This is a genomic window from Acidimicrobiia bacterium, assembly GCA_040878325.1.
In the GTDB taxonomy this organism is placed as follows: Bacteria; Actinomycetota; Acidimicrobiia; order Spongiisociales; family UBA11373; genus JAUYIV01.
Genome location: JBBDMM010000012.1, coordinates 1 through 15,376, shown reverse-complemented (window position 1 = coordinate 15,376; position 15,376 = coordinate 1). Strand labels below are relative to the sequence as shown.

Genomic DNA, 15,376 nt, shown 5'->3' with positions numbered 1-15,376 from the left:
TGATGAGTGTCCGAACTCCCATTGTCTTGATCCTCGCCGCCGGACTGCTGCTCGTGGCGTGCGGCCGCGGGCATGCGGACCAGCTCATGGGGCGGCCGGAACCTGCTGAGCCCACCACTGATCCCGTCGTACTGGCAATGGATGTTGGCGAGACAACGTTTGAACTGCACGACGAAGGAGGTGGCTGTCTGGCGGTCGCCATCCACCAGGCTGGCCTCCAAAGCACGGTCGAGCGGAGTTGCTTCGACGGGGAGAGGGTCCTGGCTGCGACGACCGAGTGCGGGTGGCTGGCTCGGCCCCCGACTGAGCAGAACCCGGGATGCGATTTGAGGCTTACGAGGGTCTTGTTCGGCCAGGTTCGCGAACCGGCGATTCGTCATGTGTGCGTCGGGACGATCGAGGAGCAGGGGGAGGACTCCACAGCCGTTTCGGCGAGGTTTGTTCCCGTCGATCCGTCGGGCTTCATCCTTAGCGCGGCGCTCCCCAACGAGGTGGCGGTGCCGCACGTGTTCACCAGTGGCGGGCTTCGATACGGTCAGGCGCCGCTCGACGAGCCTTCGGGGGCTATCTACCGGCTGTGCGAGGCCGAAGCGCCATGGGGGACGCCCGAGGCCGAGTATCAAGTCACGCTACGGGTTGAGATGGACGCGGGCCTACGTCGCGACGACGTCACCGTGATCGTCGACGCCGGACTGGGGGATCTCGGAATCAGCGGGAGCGCAGCCGTGGAGGGCGAACTCATATCGGTGCCGATGCGGGTCCCCGCATCGAGTCCAGGGCTCGAGATCGGGATCGAGACGGGGGGTGAAGAGAAGGCGAGGTACGAACTCCACTGGCCCGAGGCGTTCCAAGAGATCCTGGAGGCCATCCGGAGATGTGATGGCCCGATCGATGGCCCGACCTCCCTCCGCCTGTCCATCGAACAGGGTGCCCTCACCGGCGTCGAGGACGCGATCCAACTGACCCCTTTCAGTTCGCTCTGCGACCCCTGACCAATTCACACGTCGGCACATCGGCGAATCGGTAGCGCCCGGCGGGGGCTCCGAACTGGAGTTTCCTAGGATCGCCGGGATGAACGATCCCGTCGACGACCAGATCGCTGCGGCTGTCGAAGCGGTGCGCGCGTCCATCCCGGTTGCCGACAATCTCGGGATCTACCTCTACGGCTCGGCGGTGGCCGGCGGTCTGAAGCCCGACAGCGACCTCGACCTACTGGTCGTGACAAGCCGACGGCTCACTCGGGACGAGAAGCGCGGCTTGATCGATCGCCTGATGCCGATATCGGGGCGCGCAACACGTTCGCCCGATTGGCGGCCACTCGAGGTGACGGTCGTAGCGCAAAGCGATATCCGGCCGTGGAAGTACCCACCACTCATGGATCTTCAATACGGTGAATGGTTGCGCGAACGATTCCTTGCGGACGATGTGAGTCTCGCTCCGTCGGCATCTCCCGACCTCGCGGTCGTGGTGACCATGGTGCGTGAATCGGGGAGGGCAATCGAGGGTCCGCCTCCCCGAGAACTCCTCGATCCGGTGCCCAGTGGCGATCTCATCAGGGCTATGACCGATGAGTTGCCTGCACTCCTCGACGACCTGGAGCAGGACACCAGGAACGTCACTCTCACGTTTGCGCGCGTCTGGGTAACGACGGTGACTGGTCGCATCATGTCGAAGACCGACGCGGCTGAATGGGCGATCGGCCGACTTGCGCCCGAGGTGAGCGAGCCACTCGCCCGGGCCCGTGACCTGTACGTCGGGGGCGGGTTAGGTAGCTGGGATGACCGTCAGGCAGCCAGGAGGACCGTCACCGCGATGCGGTACGAGATCGATCGCCTCGTTGGCGAACACCGGTAGACGTCCCAACGCGGAGCGCTCCTCGACCTCGGTACACAGAGTCGGACACTCAACAGTTTCGCGCCTAGGGTCCAACCTCCTGATCTTCGGGAAGGGGAGTGAGGCTGGTGGACGAGAGCATTCGGGATTCGATAGCCGCTGCAAGCGAGTACCTATCTGCCCATCCCGATGAGGCCCGGTACACGGACAGTGTTGCGAGGGCAGTCGCCGACGGCCTCCGTACCACCGTGACTGGTGCCGCTGGGGAAACATTGGTCACCGACATGCCCCGAAGCGTTGGAGGTGGAGACGCCGCCCCATCTCCGGGGTGGATGCTCAGGGCCGCGATCTCTAGTTGTGTGGCAACTCTCATCGCGATGCGGGCAGCGGTGAAGGAGATCGACCTCTCGACGTTGGAAGTGACCGTGGACTCGGAGTCGGACGATCGCGGCATTCTCGGACTCGAGGACGCCGTGCCGGCGGGCCCGTTGAGCGTTCGCGTCCATGTGCGGATCTCGTCCGTGGGCACCTCGCCGGAGGAACTCGACGGGATCGTCAAGTGGGCGTTTCTCCACTGCCCCGTATCGGACGCCGTGCAGCGAGCCGTTCCCATGACCCTCGAGATCGGGCTCGATTAGGCGAATCGGACTGATCCCTTCTGGTTCCCTAGCCGACCCCTGACAAACGCAGACGCCGAATCAGAGCCAAACCCGTATCCTCATCCCATGCCTGAACCCATCGCAGAATTCTTCCGCCAGAACCAGTGGGCCAACACGACGCTCATCGACGCATGTCGCGGACTCCCGGACGAGCACCTCGATGCCACCGTCGAGGGGGTCTACGGCTCGATCCGGTCGACGCTGCAGCACATCGTCTCGTCAGAGACCAGCTACGCCAACCGGCTGGCGCCGGATTCGGTCGACAAGCTCAAATGGGACGACCCATGGCCGGGATTCGACCGCCTCGCCGAACTGGCACAGGCGACCGGCGCCACCTTCGTCGGGGTCGCCGGGTCGGTCAGCGACGACCCCATCCGGGTGGGCACCCAGCAGCAGTACGACGTCGAGCCGGTGGTCATCCTCGCCCAGATGTTCAACCACGGCACCGAGCACCGCAGCCAGGTGGCCACGATCCTCACCACCCTGGGCATCGAGCCGCCCGAGATGTCCGGGTGGGAGTGGGGTCGCGCCGCCGGGAAGATGAAAAAGGTCTGACCCTTTAGCGCCATTTGTGTCGCTGATGGTTGACACAATGGAAGAGTGCGCAGCGTGGCCACCATCCTTCATGCCGACCTCGACTCCTTCTACGCCTCGGTCGAGGTGCGGGACGACCCGACACTGAAGGGGAAGCCGGTGGCGGTAGGCGGGGGAGTGATCCTCGCCGCCACCTACGAGGCGAAGCGGCAGGGGGTTTCCACCCCGATCGGCGGAGTCGAGGCGAAACGGCGGTGCCCCGGCCTGATCGTGGTCCCGCCCCGCTTCGAGGCCTACGTCGAGGCAAGCAAGGCAGTGCGGGAGATCTTCGACGCGTTCACCCCGCTGGTCGAGCCGATCTCGATCGACGAGGCGTTCCTCGACGTCGCCGGCAGCGTCCACCTGTTCGGCCCGCCCGACGAGATCGGACGCCAACTCCGCGCCCGGGTGCGTGCCGAAGTCAGCCTGCCCATATCGGTGGGAGTGGCCACCACCAAGCACCTGGCCAAGATCGCCAGCCGGGTGGCCAAGCCCGACGGCTTGGTGGTGGTGCCCGCCGGCGATGAGGAGCGATTCCTCGACCCGCTGCCGGTCGCGATGATCTGGGGGGTCGGCCCGGTGGGGGAGGAGCGTCTCGCCCGCTACGGGGTCCGCACCATCGGAGAGCTGCGGGCCATGCCGCGAGGCTCCGTGATCGAGTGGTTCGGGGAGGCGTGGGGCGACGACCTGTGGCGCCGCTCCCGCAACGACGACGGCCGTCGGGTCGAGACCGACCGCCAGGCCGGGTCGGTGGGGGCACAGAGCGCCGGGGACTCCACCGAGCCCGACCGGCGGCACACCACCCTGCTGGCGCTCGCCGACCGGGTCGGCGCCCGCCTGCGCCGCAAGCAAACGGCCGGGAGGCGGGTGACGGTGCGGGTGCGCCTCGACGACATGACCGCTCTCACCCGGGCGAGGGTCCTCCCCGGTCCGATCGCCGAGACCTCCGCCATATTCCACTGTGCGGTGGAACTGGTCGACACGCTGATCGCCGAGCGGGCCCCGTCACGTCGGATCACCCTGGTGGGACTCTCCGTCTCGCACCTCGAGGAGGCGCCCCACCTCCAGCTCGTGCTTCCGCTGGGAGAGGAGCAAGTCACCACCTCGGGATCCACTGCCCACCTCCGCGCCCGGGACCTCGACGCGGCGATCGACCGCGCCCGGGAGCGCTTCGGCCGGCCGGCGGTCACCCGGGGATCGCTACTCAAGGACTCGCCGGAGGAGCGGTCGCCTACCGATGCGATGGGGGAGTAGGCGGGACCAGTCCCCAGTCACCAGCCTCCAGCAGGAAGGCCTCCCGCCTCCCGACCTCCCGACCTCCCGACCGCTCGCCCTCCGCTTCGGGCGTGGCCGAGTGCGAACATCAGCGTCTGGGGCCAGAATCCTGGACTACCCAGCACCCATGAGGGGGGACATGATGAGTACAAGCATCCGCTACATCGTCGATGACGTCGACGAGGCGATCGAGTTCTACCGGGATCGACTCGGCTTCGCAGTGACCATGCATCCCGCCCCCGGGTTCGCAGCCCTCCGTCGTGACGACTTGGTCCTGCTTCTCAACGCCCCCGGAGCCGGCGGAGCCGGCACAGCTGGCGGCAAACCCGCTCCGGGCGGCTGGAACCGCTTCCAGATCCAGACGGCCGATCTCGACGGCCTGGTGTCCATGTTGCGCGACCAGGGCGTGACATTTCGCGGGGACCTCGTGGTGGGGGGCGGTGGTCGCCAGATCCTGGTGGAGGACCCGGCCGGGAACGTGATCGAGCTCTTCGAGCCGGGCAACTGAGGCGGCCGTGGCGCACGACGACTTGGCCTCCGTGATACTTCGGAGATGATCGAGGGTCTCCACCATGTTCAGTTGGCGATGCCGGCCGGTGGGGAGGCTGAGGCCGTTGCGTTCTATGAAGGGGTTCTGGGGATCCCGCAGGTGCCGAAGCCGGCGAACCTGGCAGGGCGGGGCGGGTGCTGGTTCGAGACGGCCACGGTGAGGATTCACCTCGGAGTGGAACCGGACTTCAGGCCAGCCAAGAAGGCCCACCCTGCCTTCGTGGTAAGCGACCTAGCCCGGGTACGCAGGCATCTCGCCGATAATGGCGTCGACACGGTGGAGGACCAGCCGCTTCCGGGATTCGACCGCTTCTATGCATACGACCCCTTCGGGAACCGCCTCGAGTTCCTCTCTCCCGGGGGATAGGGGCAGGCCGACCCGTTGTGGGACTCAATCCGAGTATTCAGCCCAACTTTACATAACGTGGATTATGGGCGTGGGTTGATTGTCCTGCTGGTGACTGGAGACCGGTGACTGCATCAGGCGGCGGTGTTGGCCACGAATGACAGGGCCTCATCGGCGAACCCGTCCCAGCGAACCGGATCGTCGATACCCACCCAGTCCCCGTGTATCCGGCCACCAGGGGCGACCTCGTGCCCCACGCCGGCGACGACCAGTGACGCCACCCGCTGCTCTGGCAGCTTGACGACCAGCGAGCCATCCTCCGGATCGAACCCGGCGAAGAACGCCCCCTGAACGGCGAGCCCGGGCAGACCTTCGGTGGTGGTAGTCGACACCCTCGGGTCGACGTTGCGCAGGCGGAGAACGATCGCCTCGTAGATGTGGTGGCGGTTCCGTGTCATCCAACGGCTCCATACCCTCGGCGCGTCTCCGACAATCCAATTACGTCACTGTGACGCAATAGGCGCATGCCCGTACCCGGAAACCTACCCCTCCAAGAGGGCGGATGGATCCAACAGGGCAGACGGTTCGAGAGTCGCCCCCCGTAATGTCGCCGCGGCGGCGTAGAGGTGGGTGAACGCCGCTCGGTGATCGCCCTCCACCCGGAGGTCACGCTCGACGTCGGTCAGCGCCGACTCGAGGATGTAGATCCGATCGTTGAGCGCCCGCAGGGCGTCGGCGGAGACCAGGGCCTCCCCCCGGTCGAGCCCCATCCGCTCGGCGAGCAGGCGGGCTTCGTAGGCCCGCTGACGATGGCTGCGCCGGCAGTACTTGCGCGGTCGCCCCTGCTCCCCCTGGGCCATCCCCCGCCCGCACCACGAACAGTGAGTGATATTCGTCACAGTGACGTATTATACGCCCCCAGTCCCCCCGGAGTCAGGGAATGCCGGGCCTTCGTCTACGGTTGGCTCTCGGGATCCGAGAAAGGCGTGCTCGATGGCGACGATTGAACTGACCAAGGACAACTTCGAGTCGACGATTGCCGGCACCGACACCGTGATCGTCGACTTCTGGGCCGCGTGGTGCGGCCCGTGCCGGCAATTCGCCCCCACCTTCGAGAAGGCGTCGACCGAGCACTCCGACATCGTCTTCGGCAAGGTCGACACCGAGGCCCAGGCCGAGCTCGCCGAGTTCTTCAACATCCGCTCGATCCCGACGCTGATGGTGTTCCGCGAGAACGTCGTCCTCCACAGCCAGGCAGGCGCCCTGCCCGAGCATGTCCTCGAGGATCTCATCACCAATGTGCGCGAGGTCGACATGGTCGACGTCCATCGCCAGATCGCCGAGCAGCACGCCGGCCACGAGGACCAGTCCGAGACCGGTTGATCATCGGCCGAGCCGGGCCACCAGCTCGGATCGCCGTGCCTCACATTCATTCCGGGCCCAGCAACCCTCCAGGTGATCGTTGACCATCCCGGCGGCCTGCATGAACGCGTGCATCGTCGTCGGCCCGACGAATGACCAACCCCGTCGCTTCAGGTCCTTGCTAAGCGCCGTCGACGCCGGTGTCACCGCGGCGAGATCTTCGAAGCTCCGCGGTGACTTCGGCGGCGCCTTAGGGGTGAATCCCCAGAGGTAGGTCGCCAGGGAGCCATACTCCTCGATCGTCTCGATCGCACGTGCCGCATTGTTGATGGCCGACGCGATTTTCCCCCGATGCCGGATGATCGCCGCATTCCCCACGAGTCGTTCGACCTCGGCAGCACCGAACGCCGCCACGACGACGGGATCGAACCGGTCGAACGCCTCTCGGAAGGCCTCTCGCTTGCGCAGAACGGTGATCCAGGAGAGGCCGGCCTGGAATCCCTCGAGAACGATCTTCTCGTAGAGGACGACATCGTCCTCCCATCCCCTCCCCCACTCCATATCGTGGTACTGCTCGTACAGCTCGTCACCGAGCGGCCACCGACATTTGGGGCGGCCGTCGGCGGCCACGACGACGTCGCTCAATCGGCCTCGAGATCGAGTGCGGCCGAGTTGATGCAGTACCGCAGCCCACCGGGTCCAGGACCGTCGGGGAACACATGACCGAGGTGGCCGCCGCACCGGGCACAGCGCACCTCCGTGCGAACCATTCCGTGAGCGCGGTCCTCGTGGGTCGTGACTGCATCAGATTCGGCCGGATCGACGAACGACGGCCACCCGCTCCCGCTATCGAACTTGGCATCGGAGCGGAACAGCACCGATCCGCACCCGGCGCACTTGTAGGTGCCCGGGTCATGGCTGTCCCAATACGCCCCACTGAAGGGCGGCTCAGTGCCGGCTTCTCGCAAGATGTGGAACTGCTCCGGCGCGAGGCGCATGCGCCACTGGTCGTCGGTGGTGGGAAGGTCTTTCATGGCTTCTGTGTTCCTCTCGGTAGTCACGCGAAGGGGATCCAATGGTTGCCGTTTCGATAGTCGGAGATGGACCCGGCGGCCTCAGTGCCGCCCTCTTCCTCGCCAAGAACGGTCAACAGGTGACCGTGTTCGGTGACGATTCCTCCGCCATGCAATACGCATACCTCCACAACTACCTCGGTATTCCCGAAATCTCAGGCACCGACCTGCAGCGGATCGCCCGCGGGCAGGCAGAAGCCTACGGGGCGACCATGGATGCGCGCCGGGTGGCGTCCGTAGCCGCGGCACCCGACGGGATCACCCTCACCACCGACGACGGGGAGACCCATCGCTCCTCGTACCTGATCCTCAGCGAAGGGAAGAACCCTGAGCTCGCCAAGGCGCTGGGCCTCGAGTTCGACGGGGCCGCGATCGTGATCGACCGGGACCAACGAACGTCGCTCGACCGGGTCTACGCGGTGGGCCGCGCCACGAGGCCCACCCGCAGCCAGGCCATCATCTCCGCCGGCGCCGGGGCAGCCGCCGCCCTCGACATCCTCGCGCGCGAGGCGGGCACGGACGTTCAGGACTGGGACAGACCGCCGCAGGAATGAGCCCCCGCTACAGCCCCAGCCCCGGCCAGACGTCGGTCTTCTCTGGCTGGGGCTGTGGCCGGAGCCGGAGCCGGAGCCGCCGAAGCGAAGCGAGGCCCGTCAGTACATCACCGTACGCGTCAGATGGTGCGGCCAGGTGGTGGCGTGATAGGCACTCCACAGTCGGTAGTCGATCTGGGGGATCACCAGGCGCCGGCCCTCCCCGCGACGCTGGTTGATCGCTTCGGTGAGCAGGGCGGTGGCGTAGACCGTGTGAGCGCGAATCTCGATCTCCTCGTCGGAGTCGCGCGGGATCAGGTCGCCCTCCAGAATGCGGCGCTCGAGATCCTCGGAGTACTCGAGAATGCCCATCACCCGCAGCCCCACCGGAACGATGTAATCGGCGAAGGCCGTCATGTTGTCGAGATCCCCCAGACTGAAGCCTTTGCCGGGCCCGACGGCGAGATGCAGGGACCAGAGAGCGAGTTGGGCCAGTTTGTATATCACCACTTCGCGGCCCTTGTAGGCGCTTACGTCGTCGAAGCGGGGGAACTCCGCAATCAGGCGCTCCAGCACCCCATCACCTTCGGCATACATGACCTGCGGGCACGACTGGATGAACCGGTGGAACCGGCCCCCGTGATTGGCCACGAGCCTCGCCCCCACCTCGTTGAGGATCTCGACCCGTTCTTCGAGCATCGGCATTTCGATGTTTCCCCGGAAGATCTGGGCTAGGTCAGCGCGGCGCACGCTCGCCTGGTAGTCCCCCTCCAACATCGGCACCCCGGCGGCCAGGGCCTGATGGATGCTGGCGAACATCGCCTCGCTGTCCGACCAGTGGCGGCCCTGGTAGTCGACCTCGTACTTGGTGCTCGTGTCGAAGTCAGTGAAGGCGAAGTCCAGCGACGCCTTCAGCATCGTGGCGTCGATCAAGTCGTTGGTGTCGTCGCCCCAATCGAAGGGGCCGGCGGGTCCGCCGCTCGGCGGCTCGAATGTTGTTTCGAAAGCCATCCAGTCGGCGACCGTCTCGATGGCAGCCGAAGAGGTGCGGACATGTTCCGTCTCTCCCACTACCTCGGCGACCGACGCGAGCACCGGGCGCTCCCATGCAGGCAGTGTTCGGGGAATCATCGACAAACCTCCGTCGGCGAGCGCATGCCAGACTATCCAGCCGCGAGATGACCGATTCCCCAATACGCATCGCAGTCGTCGGGTCGACCATGATCGACCTGGTCGCCTACGCGCCTCGCATACCGGGCCCTGGTGAAACCATCGTCGGTGATCGCTTCCAGATGGGATTCGGGGGCAAAGGGGCAAATCAGGCCGTGATGGCCCGCAACTTCGGCGCCGAAGTGTGGATGGTGAACTGCGTCGGCGACGACGCCTACGGAACCATGGCGCGCGACAACTTGGCGAAGCGCGGCGTCGACACCACGTTTGTCCATCAGGTGCCGGGCTCGAGTGGCGTCGCCCCCATCTGGGTGGAACCGGACGGCACCAATCGCATCATCATCGTGCCTGGAGCAAATCATGCCCTCACCGCGGAGCAGGCGGTGGAAGCGGTCGAGGCGATCCGACCGAACGTGGTTATCGGCCAGTTCGAGATTCCCCAGGAAGTCACTGCGGCCGCATTCGCCGCGGCACGAGCCGGCGGGGCGACCACGATTCTCAACCCGGCCCCGGCCGCGCCGATCGACCCGGCACTTCTCGAGGCGTGTGACTGGGTGGCGCCGAACGAGGTCGAGTTCGCGCTGATGTTCGATCGTGCCGAGAGCGATCAGAGCCTCCTCGAGGTGGCCACCACCCTCGGATGTCGCCTCGTCGTGACCCTGGGAGCAGCCGGATGCGCCCTGGTCGAAGACGGACGGGTCTATCGGATCGCGGCGCCAGAGGTCGTCGCAATCGACACGACCGGAGCCGGTGACGCCTTTGTCGGCACGTTCGCCTTCGGGCTCGGTATTGGGCTGGACGACCATGCCGCCGCATTGCTCGCCAACCGGAGTGCCGCCGCCAGCGTCACCCGGCCCGGCACTCAGACCTCCTTCCCTTCGGCGGATGAAGCCAGGCGACTGCTCGAAGCGCTACCCGGCTGACCCGCCCGGCAGCAGGAAGGTTGCGGTGGTGGACCACCATCCCTCCGTCAGGGTGATCAACTCCACCCGATCGGCCACCGATTCGATCGGCAGTTGTTTCCTCCACCGCCCGAACCGCCTCGTCGAGCCCTGGTCCCTGGTGGCCGATGGTGACATGAGGCGTGGGAGCCGCGTGGACTCCTTCGTAGGGAGGATGATCCGGAAAGGCGGCCCACATCGCCGTGAGGACGCGGCGAAAGGTCACATCGGGCTCGGGGGCCAGATAGGCCACCTCGTCCCCAAACCACCTGACCTCGGCAAGTCGGCAAACGAAAGCGGGGAACGGCGCCAGCACCCTCGTGACGGTCGCCTCCACCTCCCCATCGATCTCCGCCCGGGGAACGAATGGAAACAGCACCGTGACGTGGGCCAGCACGCCGGCGGCTGCTGCCGAGTCGTGGAGCACCCGCCACCTGTGGATAACTGGATCTGCTGCAGGGATCGGCACGATGAGGGCCGAGTCACCCTCGAAGGTCACCCTTCACCCAGTCTCGAGGCCTCCTCCGAACTCTCTATCTCGGCTTGACCCCCGCCCTCGACTCGAACTGGAGCCCTGACGATCAGATGCTCGAGGAGATGACGGCTAGAGCCGGCGATCTCGCCGATCGCTCGCTCAAAGACCTCTTCGTTGTCCTTCGAGGGCGTGCGAAAGCCGCTGATCTTCCTCACGAATTGCCGGGCCGCGGCCGTGAGCTCGTCCTCGGTCACTCCCTCCGGCTTTCGCAGTTGCACGATGCTCCTACACATGTCCCCTCCCTATCTCGGTCCCCTGCCAAGCCCTGGACCCCATCATGTTCGGCCACCCGATCGCCAGTAGACCCCGTCTTCTCTGGTCAGGAACCCCTCATCCACTAGATAGCGCCGCAGTGCCGCAAAGTCGGATGGAAGAGCTGCAACATGAAGCTGACCTGGCGCTCGGGGTACTTGGCCCCGGGTTCGAACTCCTGGGAGAGCCGCTCCAGTACGACCAGCCGCTTTGCTCGCTTCTCCGGAATTCGCGACAGACGACTACCCGAGAAGAAGGTCTGCAGAGTCTTGACTTCGTCGGCGGACCAGGAGCCCTCCACCACCTCAGGCGAGGCCTCGGCGAGCCTGGGGGCGGCCGCGGCGATCTCCCACAGTGCCTCTTCGATCAAGACACCGTCGACCATCAACCCGGCGGCCTCGAGGCTGGCCAGCTCTTTCAGTACCCGACGCTGGTCGACCCCGAGCGCCTTGGCCAGCCCGGCGACGTCGATGGGGCCGATGGCCGCATGACCGAGGATGGCCAGGCGGACCCGATCGACCACCAGGCGCAGGAAATCAGGGGTATCGAGCACGATCACAAGGGTACCGCGGGCATCGATCTCACCGATTTCGCCCCCATTTCTCCCGACGATCAGCCTTCCTCGTTCGGGTCGCGAATGCAGACCTGGTCTGCGATCAGCTCGAGCCGGCTGCGCCGGCCCTCCTCGCCGCTCCAGAAACGGCGCTGTACCGAGCCGACCACCCAGACCCGCACCCCCGGCGCCGGCTGGGCGTCCAAGAGCGCGTCCGAGGGATCCCACATCGTCACCGGCAGCACGTCGACACGGCGGGTCGGTTCCTCCGAACGGACGGTGACGAGGTAGCGGGCGAGTCGAGCACCGCTCTCGAACTGACGCACCTCGGGGGGCGCCGCCAGGCGTCCGGAGACGACCACGAGATTGAGGTCCATGGGGCTTCCTTACCGGGGAAGTGCGGGCAGGCAACGTATCGACCGCATGTGACAGGCACTAGGTTGCGGCCGATGCTGACGCCGACGGTGACGCCCCTGGGGCACGATCTCTACCTCATCGATGCGCTCATGCACGACGACACCGAGCGATTGGCGTGTTACCTGTTCGACACGCCCAATCGGGTCCTGATCGAGTGTGGCCCCTCCCGGTCGATCCACCACCTCTACGACGCGCTCGAGTCGATCGGGGTGGACGATGTGGCGGCGATGGTCGTCACCCACATCCACCTCGACCATGCCGGCGGCGCCGGTCATTTCGCCACCCGTTTCCCCAACGCGGCGATCGGCGTGCACACCGCCGGAGCGAGGCACCTCGAGTCACCAGAACGCCTGATCGCCTCCGCCACCCGGATATACGGGGAGGAGGGGATGGATGCCCTATGGGGCCCGATGGAGCCGATCGACCCGGCTCGCCTCCTGGTTCTCGATGAGGGCAGCCGTATCCCCCTCGGTGGCCCGAGGGCGATCGAGGTCATGTACACCCCCGGGCATGCCAAACACGAGTTGGTGTTCGTCGAAGACGAGACCGGGGGTGCGTTCGTCGGTGATGCCGTCGGGTTGGCATTCCCCCATGGGCACATGGTGCAGCCGGTCACCCCCCCACCCGACTTCGACCCGCACCTGGTCGAAACCCACCTCCGCCGCCTCGCCGCGCGTGGCCCCTCATTCCTCGGCTTCGCCCACTTCGGGCCGGACCGCGACCCCCAGGCGTCCCTCGACCAGGCGATCGAGCGACTCTGGGACTGGGTTCGGTGGGTGGAGTCGGCCGGCGACGACGACGATCTCAGCCAGCGGATGCGCCAGTGGGTGCTCGACGGCTACCGCGGCGAGGGCCATGACGAGGCGACGATCGCCCGATACGACAAGAACACCTTCTGGCCGATGCAGGCCGCCGGGATCAGGCGCTGGCTCGAACTCCGGGATTGATTCGGACCGGGTTCAGCCCTCGACCGCGCGCTCCAACTCGTCGAGTCCCGGGAAACCCGGGTCGGTGCCCCGGATCGCGTCGAGGAGCTGATGTGCAGTGGGTAGGTCGCCGAGGCGCGCCGAGGCGCGGGCGGCCACGTACCACACCCGGAGTTCGCTCTCACGGGGCTCGGCCGAAAGGCTGCGGGGACTCGTGATCTGCCATGCCTTGTGGTCCTCGCCCCGATCGAGCAGGAAGGATCCGTAGACGACCCGCGCCTCATCCTGGGTCTCCCGATCCGATCGCATTTCGCGCATCATCTTCCACGCGCTCTCGACATCCTCAGGGCGCTCCAGGGCACGCAGCACGTCCATCTCCACCGGCAGATGGGTCGGGTCCCCGGTGAGTCGCCGGAAAGTCCGCAGCTCGCGAAGCGCCTGTTCCCATCGACCCATGCGGTAGGCCGAGAGCCCGATCAGCTCACGAATCGTCGGGTCGCGCGGCGACAGCTCCTTGGCCTCCTCGGCCGCAGAAAGCGCCCGCCCGTACTTGCTGCTCGCGAAGGCTCTCGCCGACGATTGAAGAAGTTCGGTGGCCGTCAGGAGGTTCTTCTTCGGCGTGACCCGCGCCAGCTCCTCGGATATCCACTTGGGCAACTCGCCCTCGGGCGACCATGGTCGCCGCTTGGGAAGGGTCGACTTGGGCGAGTCATCCCGGCTCGACGACCGGGTGCGACCGTTTCCTGAGTCCCGGCCGGTCCCCGACCCGGTCCGGCGATCGGAACTCGACCTCGCCCCGCCTGCTGCGGCGTCCCCTCGGCCGCTCCCCGACCGGCCCGACCCAGAACCGGCGGCCGAGCCAGTACGACGATCGCTGGAACCGCCCCGGCCGGTACCCGATCGGCCCGTACCCGCACCAGAACCGGTGCGGCTGCTCCGCGAGGGGTCAGATCCGCTGCGGCGGGGATCCGATCCTGACGGCTTTCCTGAGTGACGCCGGCCGCCCTCTCCGCCGCCGCGATCGCTCGAAGAACTCATTGGTTCATCGTAACGACCTGCCCGGAGGTCCCCAGACGAGAGAAGGCCGCCCCCGAGGGGACGGCCTTCTCTTTGAATAATCCGGCGGCGACTTACTCTCCCGGGGGCCTACGCCCCAAGTACCATCAGCGCTGGCGGGCTTAACTTCCGTGTTCGGAATGGGAACGGGTGGTTCCCCGCCGCTATCGCCACCGGAAACCTTCGAATGCTCAGCACCCTGAGCACTCCATAGCGAGCACGCACATCTTGTATTCGACTCAAGCCCTCGACCGATTAGTACCGGTCGGCTGAACGCATTGCTGCGCTTACACCTCCGGCCTATCAACCTGATGTTCTGTCAGGGGTCTTAACCGCGAACGGTGGGAGGTCTCATCTTGGGGCCGGCTTCGCACTTAGATGCCTTCAGCGCTTATCCGTGCCGTACGTAGCTAACCAGCCGTGCCCTTGGCAAGACAACTGGCACACCAGAGGTACGTCCATCCCGGTCCTCTCGTACTAGGGATAGCTCCCCTCAAACCTCCTGCGCCTGCGACGGATAGGGACCGAACTGTCTCACGCACATTGATCCCTCATTACTGAGGGTGCAGACTATCCCTCCACCCCCTTTCGGGGGGTCGGCGTATTACGGAACTCATATATTTGGTGGATGACCACCGGTGAGTACTCCGTCTCTCCATCAAGGATCAGTCGTTACGGGGTTCAGAGCACCCGTGCGCTCGAATTCGTCTCGGACGATCACGGACGTGACCGTTCTCGACTTCGAAGCGTTTAGGGATGCGAAGTCATCAACCGATTCACATAGCTCCAGGAATCCGACGGGGTCTCGAGGAGGCGGCAGCCTCTCGAGAAGAGCCAGACCAGCTTCGACCTGACGTCGCTTGAACACGACGTACGGTCGGACCTGGTCAAGGATCTCGGAGATCGTTGGTCGTTGCGTGATGACCAGGTCTGACATACCGCCTTGCCGGCGGCGCATGTAGCCCGGTCCTCCCAGCTCCCTCCGGATGAGCGCGAGCCCATCCTCGGCCGTGGTGGCCTGATGGAGCGAGAAGGAGGCTCGGATGTAGAACCCGAACCGGTACTCGCGTTGACGAACGATCTGAAAGCATAAGCTTCCGTCTCCGTCGAAGAATCCTGCAAGGTATGGAAGGAATGACTCCATGGCTCTGAACTTCCCTCGGGATTGTCCTGACACCGTAGTTCGTGCCAGTGACAGGATTTCCCCGATATGAGCCGATAAACACCCTGAGATTGCTCTCAGGGGACGCAGTGTGATCTACGTTCTAAACCCAGCTCGCGTGCCGCTTTAACGGGCGAACAGCCCGACCCTTGGGACCTGCT

General features: G+C 65.8%; 20 protein-coding genes, 2 rRNA genes and 1 pseudogene. 11 read left to right on the top strand and 12 right to left on the bottom strand.

The window, feature by feature from the left end; all coding sequences use genetic code 11:
- The first annotated feature begins 2 nt into the window (after positions 1-2).
- From WD184_06840 to WD184_06810, 7 genes are all read left to right on the top strand, one after another.
- A complete protein-coding gene (locus WD184_06840; protein ID MEX0826445.1) occupies positions 3-992 on the top strand; it encodes a hypothetical protein in 990 nt (329 codons plus the stop codon).
- Between the two features lie 79 nt (positions 993-1,071).
- Positions 1,072-1,854, top strand: coding sequence for an aminoglycoside adenylyltransferase family protein (locus tag WD184_06835; protein MEX0826444.1), 783 nt, complete (start codon positions 1,072-1,074; stop codon positions 1,852-1,854).
- Between the two features lie 107 nt (positions 1,855-1,961).
- Positions 1,962-2,471 (top strand): OsmC family protein, encoded by a 510-nt coding sequence (locus tag WD184_06830; protein MEX0826443.1) that lies wholly within the window; start codon positions 1,962-1,964, stop codon positions 2,469-2,471.
- An 87-nt stretch (positions 2,472-2,558) separates the two neighbouring features.
- The gene (locus tag WD184_06825; protein MEX0826442.1) at positions 2,559-3,047 is read left to right on the top strand and encodes a DinB family protein; all 489 of its coding nucleotides are present in this window, start codon (positions 2,559-2,561) and stop codon (positions 3,045-3,047) included.
- Between the two features lie 45 nt (positions 3,048-3,092).
- Complete coding sequence (dinB, locus tag WD184_06820; protein ID MEX0826441.1) at positions 3,093-4,319, top strand: DNA polymerase IV; 1,227 nt, start codon at positions 3,093-3,095, stop codon at positions 4,317-4,319.
- Positions 4,320-4,479: 160 nt separating this feature from the next.
- Entirely contained in the window at positions 4,480-4,848 is a 369-nt protein-coding gene (locus WD184_06815; protein ID MEX0826440.1) for a VOC family protein, read from the top strand.
- 45 nt (positions 4,849-4,893) lie between these two features.
- The gene (locus WD184_06810; protein MEX0826439.1) at positions 4,894-5,256 is read left to right on the top strand and encodes a VOC family protein; all 363 of its coding nucleotides are present in this window, start codon (positions 4,894-4,896) and stop codon (positions 5,254-5,256) included.
- A gap of 113 nt (positions 5,257-5,369) precedes the next feature.
- Here the strand turns inward: WD184_06810 and WD184_06805 are convergent, their stop codons facing one another.
- A complete protein-coding gene (locus WD184_06805) occupies positions 5,370-5,693 on the bottom strand; it encodes a hypothetical protein (protein MEX0826438.1) in 324 nt (107 codons plus the stop codon).
- An 84-nt stretch (positions 5,694-5,777) separates the two neighbouring features.
- Positions 5,778-6,134 (bottom strand): hypothetical protein, encoded by a 357-nt coding sequence (locus tag WD184_06800; GenBank protein MEX0826437.1) that lies wholly within the window; start codon positions 6,132-6,134, stop codon positions 5,778-5,780.
- A gap of 94 nt (positions 6,135-6,228) precedes the next feature.
- Between WD184_06800 and trxA the strand changes: the two genes are divergently transcribed.
- Complete coding sequence (trxA, locus tag WD184_06795; protein ID MEX0826436.1) at positions 6,229-6,618, top strand: thioredoxin; 390 nt, start codon at positions 6,229-6,231, stop codon at positions 6,616-6,618.
- Here the strand turns inward: trxA and WD184_06790 are convergent, their stop codons facing one another.
- Both WD184_06790 and msrB read right to left on the bottom strand, forming a co-directional pair.
- Positions 6,619-7,242: a DNA-3-methyladenine glycosylase I gene (locus WD184_06790; GenBank protein ID MEX0826435.1), complete on the bottom strand. Its 624-nt coding sequence runs from the start codon at positions 7,240-7,242 to the stop codon at positions 6,619-6,621. It abuts the gene before it with no gap.
- The gene (gene msrB / locus WD184_06785) at positions 7,239-7,631 is read right to left on the bottom strand and encodes a peptide-methionine (R)-S-oxide reductase MsrB (protein MEX0826434.1); all 393 of its coding nucleotides are present in this window, start codon (positions 7,629-7,631) and stop codon (positions 7,239-7,241) included. Before msrB ends, WD184_06790 begins: the two co-directional genes overlap by 4 nt.
- A 41-nt stretch (positions 7,632-7,672) precedes the next feature.
- Here msrB and WD184_06780 point away from each other — a divergent pair, with 41 nt between their 5' ends.
- Entirely contained in the window at positions 7,673-8,224 is a 552-nt protein-coding gene (locus tag WD184_06780; GenBank protein MEX0826433.1) for an FAD-dependent oxidoreductase, read from the top strand.
- A 99-nt stretch (positions 8,225-8,323) separates the two neighbouring features.
- Here the strand turns inward: WD184_06780 and WD184_06775 are convergent, their stop codons facing one another.
- Positions 8,324-9,334 (bottom strand): queuosine salvage family protein, encoded by a 1,011-nt coding sequence (locus WD184_06775; GenBank protein MEX0826432.1) that lies wholly within the window; start codon positions 9,332-9,334, stop codon positions 8,324-8,326.
- 47 nt (positions 9,335-9,381) lie between these two features.
- Between WD184_06775 and WD184_06770 the strand changes: the two genes are divergently transcribed.
- Positions 9,382-10,296 carry a ribokinase gene (locus tag WD184_06770; protein MEX0826431.1) on the top strand — a complete coding sequence of 305 codons (915 nt, stop codon included), beginning with the start codon at positions 9,382-9,384 and terminating at the stop codon, positions 10,294-10,296.
- On the opposite strand, the gene WD184_06765 is transcribed toward WD184_06770, so the two are convergent.
- The 4 genes and pseudogenes from WD184_06765 to WD184_06750 form a co-directional block, all read right to left on the bottom strand.
- Positions 10,220-10,813 (bottom strand): 2'-5' RNA ligase family protein, encoded by a 594-nt coding sequence (locus WD184_06765; GenBank protein ID MEX0826430.1) that lies wholly within the window; start codon positions 10,811-10,813, stop codon positions 10,220-10,222. The genes WD184_06770 and WD184_06765 overlap by 77 nt on opposite strands.
- Complete coding sequence (locus WD184_06760; protein MEX0826429.1) at positions 10,810-11,082, bottom strand: DUF2277 domain-containing protein; 273 nt, start codon at positions 11,080-11,082, stop codon at positions 10,810-10,812. The genes WD184_06765 and WD184_06760 overlap by 4 nt, the downstream gene beginning before the upstream one ends.
- Before the next feature lie 42 nt (positions 11,083-11,124).
- A pseudogene (locus WD184_06755) lies at positions 11,125-11,486 on the bottom strand (DUF2087 domain-containing protein).
- Positions 11,487-11,713: 227 nt separating this feature from the next.
- The gene (locus WD184_06750; protein ID MEX0826428.1) at positions 11,714-12,031 is read right to left on the bottom strand and encodes a single-stranded DNA-binding protein; all 318 of its coding nucleotides are present in this window, start codon (positions 12,029-12,031) and stop codon (positions 11,714-11,716) included.
- Positions 12,032-12,103: 72 nt separating this feature from the next.
- Between WD184_06750 and WD184_06745 the strand changes: the two genes are divergently transcribed.
- The gene (locus WD184_06745; GenBank protein MEX0826427.1) at positions 12,104-13,018 is read left to right on the top strand and encodes an MBL fold metallo-hydrolase; all 915 of its coding nucleotides are present in this window, start codon (positions 12,104-12,106) and stop codon (positions 13,016-13,018) included.
- A 12-nt stretch (positions 13,019-13,030) separates the two neighbouring features.
- Here WD184_06745 and WD184_06740 read toward each other — a convergent pair whose 3' ends face one another.
- The 3 genes from WD184_06740 to WD184_06730 all read right to left on the bottom strand — a co-directional run.
- The gene (locus WD184_06740; protein MEX0826426.1) at positions 13,031-13,654 is read right to left on the bottom strand and encodes a hypothetical protein; all 624 of its coding nucleotides are present in this window, start codon (positions 13,652-13,654) and stop codon (positions 13,031-13,033) included.
- A 460-nt stretch (positions 13,655-14,114) separates the two neighbouring features.
- A 5S ribosomal RNA gene (gene rrf, locus WD184_06735) occupies positions 14,115-14,231 on the bottom strand.
- A gap of 57 nt (positions 14,232-14,288) precedes the next feature.
- Positions 14,289-15,376: ribosomal RNA gene (locus tag WD184_06730) — 23S ribosomal RNA — on the bottom strand; the annotation flags it as partial.